Origin of the sequence: Nitrospira sp. NS4 (assembly GCF_049546785.1) — a bacterium.
Lineage (GTDB): Bacteria > Nitrospirota > Nitrospiria > Nitrospirales > Nitrospiraceae > Nitrospira_D.
Map to the genome: position 1 here is coordinate 312,926 of NZ_JBMWAN010000001.1, position 11,737 is coordinate 324,662.

Consider the following 11,737-nt stretch of genomic DNA (forward strand, 5'->3'; position numbering starts at 1 on the left):
GCCCTGCCTACCCCCCTTGTACCACAATCTGGGAGAAGTCCGCGAATGTCATGAAGAAATCATCCACATCCTTCAGGAGCGAGAGGCGATTCCTGCGCACCGCTTGGTCGTCCGCGTTGACCATCACCGCGGCAAAGAAGGCATCGATGGCCGGCTTCAGCCGAACCAGCGATTCCAGGGCCTTGCCATAGTCGCTCGCCTGCATCGACGCGGCCATCTGGTCCCGCTCATCCGATACGGCCTTGTGAAGGGCGGACTCGGCGGGATCTTGAAAGACGGATGGCTCGACCGGGCGGCGCTCCCACTGTTCCTTCTCCACCAATCGATGCGCACGCTTGAATCCGACAATCAGCGGATCGAACTCGGTTCGGCTCGCGACCGAGTGAAGTGCCTGCATCTTGGCCACCAGGTCCCGCAGATCGAACGACTGGCGATCCGCCGCGCTGACGACTGCGTTCACCACATCATCCCGCAACCCATGGACCGTGCGCGCATAGTGCCGCACCCGTTCAAAGACAAATTCGACCAGCCGCTGCTGGCCATCACCCTGGGCGGCGCCGGACTTGACACCTGCCGCTTGAACGATCGCTCTGGCCTCGCCGATCGCGCGACCGAGGTCCAACCGAACAAGTCCCTCCAACAGAATGCGCACGATCGCCGTGGCATGACGGCGCAGCGCGAAGGGGTCTTCAGATCCCGTAGGCACCATCCCGACGTGAAAGAATGAGGCGAGGCTGTCCAAACGATCGGCCAGCGACAACACTTGGGCTTCAACCGATTCAGGAATGGGTCCTTCCATTGAATGCGGCCGATAGTGCTGAAGAATGGCCTGACAGACCGCCGGATCTTCCCCATCGTGCCGGGCATAGTAGCCGCCCATGATCCCCTGCAACTCCGGGAATTCTCCGACAATACCGGTCAGCAGGTCGGCTTTGCACAAAACGCCGGCACGTTCGCAAACCTGGACGACGGAATCCTTGAGCCCGGCCGACCTGGCCAGCGTCGCCGCTATGGCAGCCACGCGCTCCTGCTTCTGTCCCATCGTCCCGATCTTTTGATGGAAGGTCACCCCGGCGAGTTTGCCGACACGCTCCTGCAGCGGCGAAGTCCGGTCATCGTCATAGAAGAACTTGGCGTCCGCCAACCGTGCTGCGAGCACCCGCTCGTTGCCTTCGCGGATCAACCCCATATCCTTGACGCGATTGTTCGTGACCGCGATGAAGTGCGCCACCAGCTTGCCGCTGTTCTTGTCCCGCAAGGAGAAGAACCCCTGGTGCTCTTTCATCGACGTGATCAGGATTTCCTCAGGCACATCGAGATACATATCCTTGAATGATCCGATAATCGCGTTGGGCCACTCCGTGGTATAGACCGCTTGATCCAGTAGCGATTCATCGTGGTTAAGGACAACGCCCGTCTTCTTACAGAGGGTGGCCACCTGCTCTTGGATCATCGTGCGCCGGCGCTCCGGGTCAGGAATGACGCCCTGCTTTTCGAGCGCCTTCACATAGGTCGCGCAATCCCGCACGACCACCCCCTGTTTCGCGCCAAGCACCCGGTGCCCCCTGGTCCGATTCCCGGCCTTGATACCGGCAGCTTCGACAGGAAGAACGGCTCCGCCATAGAGAGCCACCAGCCATCGCACCGGTCGGGCAAAACGAACGCCCGCCTCATTCCATTTCATCGCTTTGGGAAATGACAGCTTGGCCACCAACTGCGGCACAAGTTCCGTCAGCACGATTTTGGCCGGGCGCCCTTCTTCCCGCTTGACCGCAAAGAGATACTCGCCCTTCGGCGTCTGGCGGACTTGGAGCTCCTGCACGGCCACGCCCTGCCCGGCTGCAAACCCCATGGCCGCTCTGGTCGGTTGGCCCGCCTGATCGAATGCGACCGCTTTCGACGGCCCCATGGCCTCCTTCATCACGGACGCCTGCCGGATGGCCAGCCCCTCAACCACGAGCGTCAAGCGGCGCGGGGTGCCCAGGGTCCGGATTTCTTTGAACGTCAACCGCTGTTCATTGAGCAGTCGTTCGGCGGATTCTTTCAGACCGGCGAGAGCGGGACTGATGAACTGGTAGGGGAGCTCCTCAACCCCGATTTCTACGAGCAACTCCGCTGTGGACGGAGCAGCCCGTCCCGCAGTTTTCCTGGGAGCCACACTGGCGCGAGAAGTCTTCTTGGTCTTCGGCATGGACGGTTATGATCTGGTGGATCCGGCTGTCTTTCGAGTGCCGCCGGCTTTCGGCCCGCGAGGATTCAACAAGGGGTGCCCCATGGCGGCTCGCTCCTCGATGTACCGTTCGGCACACTGCCGGGCCAACGCTCTGACCCGCGCGATGTATCCTGTCCGCTCGGCCACACTGATGGCCCCGCGGGCGTCGAGCAAATTGAAGACATGCGATGACTTGATGCAATAGTCGTAGGCCGGCAAGGTCAGTCGTTTATCGGTTTGCGCCAACAGTCGTTTGCACTCCGCTTCATGCGACTGGAAGGCCTGCATCAACATCTGCACATCGCCTTCTTCAAAGTTGTAGCGGGAGCCCTGCACTTCGGTCTCGTGATGAATATCGCCATACTTGATCGAGTCGGTCCAGGCAAGGTCGAAGACGTTGTTGACCTGCTGCAGATACATCGCGATCCGTTCCGTGCCGTAGGTGATCTCGCCGGTAATGGGACTCAGCTCGATCCCTCCGATTTCCTGGAAGTAGGTGAATTGCGTGATTTCCATCCCGTCGAGGCGGACTTCCCATCCCAGCCCCCAGGCACCGAGGGTGGGCGACTCCCAGTCATCTTGAATAAATCGAATGTCATGTTGCTTGGGATTGATCCCGAGCTGGGCCAGGCTTTCCAGATACAACTCCTGGATATTGTCCGGCGCAGGCTTGAGCACGACCTGATACTGATAGTAGTGCTGCATGCGGTTGGGGTTTTCCCCGTACCGGCCATCGGTCGGTCGTCGGCAGGGTTGCGGATAGGCGGCACGCCAGGGTTCCGGACCCAATGAGCGAAGGAAGGTGGCAGGGTGAAAGGTGCCCGCACCCATTTCCATGTCATACGGCTGATGGACGACACAGCCCCGATCAGCCCAAAACCTGCTCAGTGTAAGAATGAGATCCTGAAAGGTCACAGAAGATCCAGCAGCGGTTAAAAGGAAGTGTGCGTCAACTTTGCCTATGGTTCAAAAACGGAGTGCAAAGCTAACAAGAATGCTTTCACCCTGTCAAGCAACATTCCCTCATGGATCAAAGAGTTGCATCACGCTTTCTCCGCAATGACGCTGGCGCGCCTAAAGCGAAAATACCACGCGAATTCCCTTCAATTTCACCGGTCACCTCTTGACGGAAGAGAGCACGATCCTCTATTGTCCCCATTCTTGATTAACTCACTCGGAATTATGCCGGTCCTGCAATGAAGCTGTCGAAGAAAAGTGAGTACGGACTCCGGGCACTCCTGGAGCTGACCCTCGCCTACGGGACGGCGACCCTGCAGCGTCATGAGATCGCCATCCGTCAGCATATCCCGGTCGACTTCCTCGAACAGATTCTGCTGGCACTCAAACGCGCCGGACTCCTGGCAAGCCGCCGCGGGATGAAGGGCGGCTATACGCTGATCAAGTCGCCCGAGGAGATCACCCTGGGCCAGGTCATCCGCATTTTAGACGGGCCGCTCGCGCCGATTTCCTGTGTGAGCAAGACCGCCTATCAAAAATGTTCCGATTGCCCCTATGCCACCAAGGCCTATTGTCCTCTGCAGGATGCGATGGGCGAAGTCAGAAACGCCATCGCCGATATTTTGGACCATTACACGCTGAGCCAGTTTGCCAAGACCAAACCGGCACAACGCGCGAGTTGACCGGCGGCTCTGCCACAACCAAAGGAGCCTCATCGTGTTGATGACCTTGCTGTTCCCCCTCACGCTCATTTCGATGCTGGTTTCCGCTGCCTCCGCCATAGCCGGAGAGCCCAGAGAATTGACGCTGGCTGCCTACAGCGTGCCGAAGGAGGCCTACGAACGAAAGATCATTCCTGCGTTTCAACGGCACTGGAAACAGAAGACGGGACAGGACGTGCGCATCCGCAGTTCCTATGGAGCGTCCGGGGCGCAGGCCAGAGCGATCATCGGGGGCTTCGAGGCCGACGTGGCGGCACTCTCGCTCGAGGGCGACCTGGATCAGATCAGCAAGGCGGGATTGATTTCCCACGATTGGCGCGCCGGAGCCCAGAAGGGAGTCATTTCAGCCTCCGTGGTCGCCTTCGGAGTGCGCAAGGGCAACCCCAAGGGTATTAAGGTGTGGGAAGATCTCGCCAAACCCGGCGTGGAGGTGCTGTACCCGAATCCCAAAACCTCCGGCGGCGCGATGTGGGATGTGATCGCGATCTATGGAGCCGGTTTGAAGCTCGCCGAACTACAGGCCGGAGCCGGCAAAACCGCAGATGCAGCCACGACCGAGGCCTTTGCGGCAGGATTGCTGAAACGCATCCAGAAAAACGTCAAGGTGATGGACAAGAGCGGGCGTGAATCGGTGACGACCTTCGAACGAGGCGTGGGAGACGTCATCGTGACCTACGAAAATGAATTGATCCCGCGCATCAAGAGCAATCGCCCGTACGAAATCATCGTCCCCCAGGAAACGGTCTGGATCGAGAATCCCGTGGCGCTTGTGGACCGTCATGTGGATCGTCACAAGGTGCGCGATCTCGCCGAAGCGTTTGTCGCCTTCCTCCATGGCGAAGAAGCGCAGGCGGCATTTGCCGAGCTTGGATTCCGGCCGGTCACGCAGGCTGCATCACAGGCAGCCGCAGCCTCACTCCCCCGCCCGGCTCGACTCTTCACAATTGCCGACCTGGGCGGGTGGGACACGATCAGCACGAAGCTGTTCGGTCCTCAAGGAATCTGGACAACCGTCGTCGAAGATCTGGCACGCGGAAAATAGGCGACCTCCTGAACATGACGGCCCACCACCTCATCAAACTTGCGCTCCGGTCAATGGCAGTCGGTTATGTGCTGCTGCTCATTCTGCTGCCGCTCGCCGCCATCGCCCATCAGTCGTTTGTCGCGGGGGTCGGCCAATTCGTCACCGATATCAGTACCCCTCAGGCGTCCGCCGCTTTGGCATTGACCGTGGAAGCCGCCTTGATCACGACCGTCATCAACGCCCTGTTCGGAACGCTGTCCGCAATTGTGCTCGTACGCTACGACTTTCCCGGCCGCTGGTTCCTCAATGCGCTCGTCGATCTTCCCTTCGCGATTCCGACACTGGTGGCCGGCTTGATGATCGCCGCAATCTACGGGCCGACGAGCCCTCTGGGAGGCTGGCTGCAACAAGGCGGCATCACGGTGCTGTACGACAAACCCGGCATTGTGCTGGCGATGCTGTTCGTCACCATGCCGTTCACCATCCGGTCGCTCCAACCGGTCTTGATGGAGTTGGAGCGGGATCAGGAGGAAGCGGCCTTTTCGCTGGGGGCAAGTCAGTGGACGACCTTCTGGAAAGTCACGGTCCCCTCCGTGCTGCCAGGCCTCTTGACCGGTGTGTTTCTCACCTTTGTGCGCGCACTGGGCGAGTTCGGGTCCATTGTGATCGTCGCCGGCAATATTCCCATGAAGACCCAGGTGGCATCGGTCTATGTGTACGGGGAGATCGAGAGTTACAACCCCCAGGGCGCCACATCGGTCTCGATCTTCATCCTGTTGATCTCGTTTCTGGTCCTGGTGCTGTTGGAGCGGCTGACGAGGCCGCCCGGCGAACGGCTGCCGCTGTGGCTTCGCCGGCCAAGCGGGTCGAAACAGTCATTCGCGACCGGTCATCCTTCGGAGATCGGATAACCAGCCATGATGCGCCGCATACTCATCGGCTCTGTGTGGTTGTACTTTGCCGTCCTTCTGGTCGGACCGATTCTCTATCTGGCGGTACAGAGTTTCGGCGAAGGACTCTCCACCTTCTGGAGCGAGATTACAAAACCGGAAGCGTTGCACGGGTTCACGCTGACACTCGAAATTACGGCAATCGTGCTGGTCGTGAACCTGATCTTCGGCACCATCACCGCTCTGGTCCTCGTCAGGCAACAGTTCTTCGGGCGGACGATTCTAAGCGGATTGATCGACCTGCCCTTTTCGGTGTCTCCGGTCATCGCGGGATTCATGCTGATCCTGCTGTTCGGTCCCGAAACCCTTCTCGGCATCTTCTTCGGAACCATGGGGATTAAAGTTCTATTTGCCATGCCCGCCATGGTATTGGCGACATTGTTCGCAACGTTCCCTTTCTCTGTCCGTGAACTGACGCCCCTGTTGCAGACCATCGGAACGGATGCAGAGGAGGCCGCCAGAACGTTGGGGGCGAGCGAGTGGCAAGTCTTCTTCAAAGTAACGCTCCCCGCACTCCGCTGGGGGCTGGTCTACGGCGCGACCCTGACAGTGGCCAGGGCCATCGGTGAATTCGGCGCGGTGCTCGTCGTATCAGGGAACATTCTGCTGCTGACGCAGACCGCGACCTTGCATATCTACCAGAGCTACGTGGACTTCAATTACATCGGCGCGAACGCGGTCGCCTTGACACTCCTGGCCATCTCCTTTGCAATCCTGACCCTGCTCGAGTTTGCAAAAGCCAGGGCCGCGGCAACCGTGGCTTAGAAAACCGGATCGAGGTGACGACGTGAAGATCGAGGTGCGGGGGCTCGCAAAACAATACGGTCAGGTTCTGGCGGTGTCAGGAGTGTCGTTTGATGTGAAGGAAGGGGAGCTCCTCGGCCTGCTCGGACCGAGCGGAAGCGGCAAAACGACGGTCCTGCGGTTGATCGCGGGACTCGAGACGCCGTCAGGGGGAGACATCTTTATTGATGGAAAGCGGGTCAACGATCTGTCCGTTCAGGAACGGAATATCGGATTCGTCTTTCAGCACTATGCCTTGTTCAAACACATGACCGTGTTCGACAACATCGCGTTCGGTCTCAAGATCAAGAAATGGGGCACGAAAGACATCGAGGAGCGCGTGACCGACCTGCTGCGGCTGATGAGCCTTGAGGGACTCCACGCCCGGTATCCTCATCAATTATCCGGGGGGCAGCGCCAGCGGGTCGCCATTGCCAGAGCTTTGGCGCCGAAACCCAGCGTGCTGCTGCTCGACGAACCGTTCGGCGCCGTGGACGCCAAAGTCCGGCAGGAACTGCGGGAGTGGCTGATCCGGCTCCACGACAACCTCAATGTCACCAGCCTCTTCGTGACACACGATCAAGAGGAGGCAATGGAGGTCTCCGGTCGGATCATCGTGTTTTCAAAGGGCAAGTTGGAACAAGCCGGTACTCCAGCCGAGGTGTACGAGGAGCCCGCCACAGAATTCGTGGCCCGGTTCATCGGGGCCATGAACATCGTCGAAGGCGAGGTGAGAAAGGGGACCGTCGGCATCGGCTCCCTTCAATTTCCTGCCCCCGGGTTTCCTGAAGGATCCCGCCTGCAAGTTGGATTTCGTCCCTACTACGTCAAGGTGTCGGAAGACCCCCGGCGGTACCGTCAGTCCGCCAGGCTTCGACATATCTACTTTCTGGGCGTGGCCTATCGCCTTGAGATAGAGACGGAGGAAGGAATTCTTCTTCGATCCCGTATGAACAAAGAAGAGTTTCGACAGTACCGCTTCGAAGTCGGCCAGCAGGTCTCATACGCCGTGACGCAGTTTCGCTTCCTTCCGCAAGAAGGGAAACAGCTTCCTCCCACAGGGCCCCCTCACGAACCAGCTGCCGGCCCCCTTACACCATAACGTTCGAGCAGTCTTCTCCTACCGTCCTTCACCAACGAAAACCGGAAGGCCACGCGAAGTTGCAGCGGATCTCCCATGCCCAATGGATTGAATGAGCCCACCACTGAGCTAATCTAGATCCAAACGAGACATATCTCCGCCAATCGTTTCCCAAAATTCTCAACGAGCAACGAAAGACCGTCACAAGCTCGGATCGCTTGAGGAACAAGACTACATTGCCAGGGCCCCTCTGGATGCCCCTCCAAGAAAAGAATTTGTGCATTCAATGTGCGCGTTCCATGTACTGGATTTGGCCCCTCCCTCCCAATCCGTACACTCTCCCCGTCTCCAGAGACCGTATCAGCCCCATTACGATCATCACTGGCTATTAGAATCTCTTCTTCGCTGTCCTTGCCCCTCCCACTCCACTGCCCGATTACCAGAATACGCGCGTTCAGATTCGCAAGGTACTCACTTGTCAAATAGTTATGGCCGCAGGCCTTCAGATACCTACATTTCTGGCTATGTGTAGGGAACTACCTTCACGAAGGTCGTCACGCGTACAAGTTTTGCCGGATTAGAAATCAGAATATCTAGCAAATACAACAAGAACGAATGGGCATGCAATTTGCTCATCCCTGACATCACGATCCAGGGCCATCAACTTCATCCAGGCCCCGTCATTTTTAAAAGAGGTGAAACCGTGAGATCGATTACAACTCAGTTCGCAACCACCCCTTCTCCGTCAAAAAGAGACAGCACGCTGAGCTGTTCCTCTCTTGGCAAGCACCATTCATCAGCAGGCTGCCCCCTCCTTATCAGGTCGGTTGCTGCCGGCCTTATCCTGATCACCGCTACCATTCTGACAGGCTGCGAGGGAGGCGGCGAAGGAGTCGCCCCTTCTGCCTCTAGTACATCCGGCGCTGCGGGAGCCGCGGCAACTCTTGCCTGGGAGCCGGTTCAAGACCCGACAGTGACCGGCTACTACGTTCACTATGGAACGCAATCCTCCGATCAACCGGGATCCTGCGCCTATCAATATTCCCACTTTGTATCGTCGCCGACCGTAACGCTGACAGATCTTGCTCCCGACACCCAATATTACTTCGCGGTGAGCGCCTATAACGGGGTTGAAAGCACCTGCTCAAGTGAAATCGCAATCACCACCCCGATGAGTGGAGCCACCACAACCACCAGGATCTAAGAAGGCCGCCCACATACCTCGCCATAAGCGTTCTCCATCATCCCCGGTGGGTGCCATGCCGCCCGCCAGGGATGACAAGCCTCACGAATGAATGATTGAAGCCGCCGACGACAATGGTCACCGAACTGCCCGGCTCAGCAGCGGATAAATCACTCGGGAATTCCCTCAGGGAGGTCCGCCATCCCGATTTTCCCTCTCACCTGCCGGAACACGAAGTCATTGATTCAAGCCGTCCACCTTGTTGATCCCGCCTCACAAGCTCTCTCGCCTCCCTCCATCCCCGTAACTGAACGATCCCTTCATTGACTCCCGAAATTCATTTTGTTAGCCTGAAACTCAGCGCGTTCCCGCCCATCTCTGAAACGTCTCAGATGGCAACGGCCACAACGAAGGCGGCGATGCCCTGCTCAGCGCGTTGGGCAAAGAGTAAGTAATGGCGCACGAGCTCGCAGTTCGGACAATCCCCCACAGCAGCAAACCGGACAAACTCGTCAATCGCTTAGGCATCGGAGTGCGACCCATTGTCAAAACAAGCCGACAGATCCTCAAGTAATCGCTTACGTTCATCGCCCCCGGATGAACTCAGCCATATCCCTCTGCTCAAAATTCTCTCCACTGTGGACCGTCAACGGGTCCTGCAGGATCTCACCGAACAGCACTACACAAAGCGGGATGTGATTTTTCGGGAAGGCGACCCGACCGAATACTTTCACATCGTGAAGGAAGGCACCGTCAAATGCGTGAAGTCGACTCCGGAAGGGAAGGAATGTACGCTGAAGATGCTTATGCCGGGCGATCTCTTTTGCTGTGACGCCGCAGCATTCGAAGGCTCATGCCACCCCGGCACGGCCCAACCGATGGGCGACGTCAGCATCCTCCGCATGAACAAGAAAGCCTACTTTGAGATGCTGCGGCGGAACCCTGAGGCCGCGCTCGAAGTCATCAAGCATCTCGGGAACCGCCTCAATGAAGCCCAGGAGAAAGCCAAGATCCTCGCGCTCGATCGAACCGACCAGCGGCTGGCCGCCTTGTTGGTAGACCTGGCCACGCGCAATGGCGTGAAGGACCCGCAGGGCATCAAGCTCGCCGTGCGGCTCACCAGGCAGGACATGGCCAATATGGTCGGCACCACGACAGAGACCGCGATTCGCATCATGAGCCGGTTCAAGCGCGACCGCCTCGTATCCGGCACCGCCGCTCGCCTGATTATCCGCGATCTTCCGCGACTGAAAGCCCTGGCCTCCGGCTAGCGCATCCCCCCCTCCAAACCATCAGTTACCTCTTTTTATAAACATGACATACGTCATGTTTTTTATCCGGAAACCTCCGTATCCTCACAGCCACGATCGAAGCGTGATCGGACCACTGAAAGCGACAGGCATCCAGACGATGTAGTCGGTTTCTTTTTAACCATACCGAGAGGAGCAGGACCATGATGAGGCAAAGAATCAATCAGTTCGCTGCACTGGCAGGAACCACCGCCATTGCGCTCGCAGGATGGATGGGAGTCCCGCCCGAGGCATCGGCGAAGACCCATGACATTCACATGACCGCCGTCGAGTCCGATGTCGTCATCGATGGCGGCGGGGAGAAGTATGCCGCCTGGACGTTCAACGGTACGATGCCCGGACCGGTCGTCCGCGTCACCGAAGGCGACACGATCAACTTCACCCTGACCAACCCCGCAACAAACAAGAATCCGCATGCCATGGACTTCCATGCCGCGGAGATCGACTTCTTGAAGAACTACAAGGCCATCAATGCCGGCGAGACGATCAGCTACACCTTCGTCGCAAAAAAACCCGGGATCTTCTTTTATCACTGCGGCGCGCCGCCGATGATCCAACACATCGCGCGCGGTATGTTCGGCGCCATCATTGTCGATCCGAAGGACGCGAGCGCCTGGCCCAAGGCGGATCGGGAATATGTCCTGGTCCAATCTGAATACTTCAAAAACCCCAACGATGTGCAAGCAATGTTCGATCGCAAGTTTGATGGGATGATGTTCAACGGCGGCATCTTCAAGTATCACCCGTTTGTCACGGGCGGCGGGAAGCTGGATGCCAAGCCGGGCGAGCGCGTGCGCGTCTATTTCGTCAACGCCGGTCCGAACGAGTTCTCATCATTCCACCCTATCGGTGAGATCTGGGACAATGTGTATGAGAGCGGTAATCCGGCCAACAAGCTGACAGGCGTACAGACCTACGTGGTGGGACCGGGCAGCGCGGCGACGTTCGATGTCGTCGTGGAATCGGCCGGAGCCTATCCGCTGGTCACGCACTCCTTGACCGGCGCACTCCGCGGTGCAATCGCCGTCCTCCTGGCATCCCCCGATGCCAAACCCTCGACGAACTTGATGCCCATGGTTCCCTGGGAACTTCCGGCAAAAGCGAAGTAAGGTTCTCCACGCGCTCCGGCTGGTCTCACGACCGGCCGGAGCATCCCCTCAAGGCCCATGGCGAGAACTCAATGCCGAATACCTTCATCACCGTCATCACTGGAATCTTTCTCATCCTAAGCATCGACCTCACGGCACTCGCCGAGTCGCCCCACCAGCGTACGGCTCTGATGCTATCCGGGACGGACTGCCCAACTTTTCGCCGGAATCTTACAGCCGCCCTTCGGCAGCATACGGGGATCCTGCACGTCGATATGGATCTGGTCCCTGACCATGTGCTGATTGATCATATCGGCCAAGAGCTGACCGAAGACGACCTCGCCGCCCTTGCGAATGCCGCCATCCCCCAAGATGCCAAATGTCACATTGATGTTATGAAATCCTGCATCACCGCAGACATGGCACC

At 58.3% G+C, this 11,737-nt stretch carries 11 protein-coding genes; 8 read left to right on the forward strand and 3 right to left on the reverse strand.

Going from position 1 to position 11,737, the window contains the following annotated elements; translation table 11 throughout:
* Window positions 1-7: 7 nt before the first annotated feature.
* Together glyS and ACO9S2_RS01465 are read right to left on the reverse strand one after the other, a co-directional pair.
* The gene (gene glyS, locus ACO9S2_RS01460) at window positions 8-2,191 is read right to left on the reverse strand and encodes a glycine--tRNA ligase subunit beta (RefSeq protein WP_423719992.1); all 2,184 of its coding nucleotides are present in this window, start codon (window positions 2,189-2,191) and stop codon (window positions 8-10) included.
* Between the two features lie 6 nt (window positions 2,192-2,197).
* Window positions 2,198-3,127: a glycine--tRNA ligase subunit alpha gene (locus tag ACO9S2_RS01465; protein ID WP_423719994.1), complete on the reverse strand. Its 930-nt coding sequence runs from the start codon at window positions 3,125-3,127 to the stop codon at window positions 2,198-2,200.
* A 281-nt stretch (window positions 3,128-3,408) separates the two neighbouring features.
* Here ACO9S2_RS01465 and ACO9S2_RS01470 point away from each other — a divergent pair, with 281 nt between their 5' ends.
* The 8 genes from ACO9S2_RS01470 (at window position 3,409) to ACO9S2_RS01505 (ending at window position 11,331) form a co-directional block, all read left to right on the forward strand.
* Window positions 3,409-3,852, forward strand: a complete 444-nt coding sequence (locus tag ACO9S2_RS01470; protein ID WP_423719995.1) for an RrF2 family transcriptional regulator — start codon at window positions 3,409-3,411, stop codon at window positions 3,850-3,852.
* Window positions 3,853-3,892: 40 nt separating this feature from the next.
* A complete protein-coding gene (locus tag ACO9S2_RS01475) occupies window positions 3,893-4,933 on the forward strand; it encodes a sulfate ABC transporter substrate-binding protein (RefSeq protein WP_423720692.1) in 1,041 nt (346 codons plus the stop codon).
* Window positions 4,934-4,947: 14 nt separating this feature from the next.
* On the forward strand, window positions 4,948-5,826 hold the full coding sequence (gene cysT, locus ACO9S2_RS01480; protein ID WP_423719996.1) for a sulfate ABC transporter permease subunit CysT: 879 nt from the start codon (window positions 4,948-4,950) through the stop codon (window positions 5,824-5,826).
* A gap of 6 nt (window positions 5,827-5,832) precedes the next feature.
* Entirely contained in the window at window positions 5,833-6,630 is a 798-nt protein-coding gene (locus tag ACO9S2_RS01485) for a sulfate ABC transporter permease (RefSeq protein WP_423719998.1), read from the forward strand.
* 22 nt (window positions 6,631-6,652) lie between these two features.
* Window positions 6,653-7,750, forward strand: a complete 1,098-nt coding sequence (locus tag ACO9S2_RS01490) for a sulfate/molybdate ABC transporter ATP-binding protein (protein ID WP_423720000.1) — start codon at window positions 6,653-6,655, stop codon at window positions 7,748-7,750.
* Window positions 7,751-8,432: 682 nt separating this feature from the next.
* Window positions 8,433-8,933: a fibronectin type III domain-containing protein gene (locus tag ACO9S2_RS01495; RefSeq protein WP_423720001.1), complete on the forward strand. Its 501-nt coding sequence runs from the start codon at window positions 8,433-8,435 to the stop codon at window positions 8,931-8,933.
* 617 nt (window positions 8,934-9,550) lie between these two features.
* On the forward strand, window positions 9,551-10,183 hold the full coding sequence (locus ACO9S2_RS01500) for a Crp/Fnr family transcriptional regulator (protein WP_423720003.1): 633 nt from the start codon (window positions 9,551-9,553) through the stop codon (window positions 10,181-10,183).
* A gap of 185 nt (window positions 10,184-10,368) precedes the next feature.
* On the forward strand, window positions 10,369-11,331 hold the full coding sequence (locus ACO9S2_RS01505; RefSeq protein WP_423720693.1) for a multicopper oxidase domain-containing protein: 963 nt from the start codon (window positions 10,369-10,371) through the stop codon (window positions 11,329-11,331).
* A gap of 173 nt (window positions 11,332-11,504) precedes the next feature.
* Here ACO9S2_RS01505 and ACO9S2_RS01510 read toward each other — a convergent pair whose 3' ends face one another.
* Window positions 11,505-11,696: a hypothetical protein gene (locus ACO9S2_RS01510; protein WP_423720005.1), complete on the reverse strand. Its 192-nt coding sequence runs from the start codon at window positions 11,694-11,696 to the stop codon at window positions 11,505-11,507.
* Window positions 11,697-11,737 lie beyond the last annotated feature (41 nt).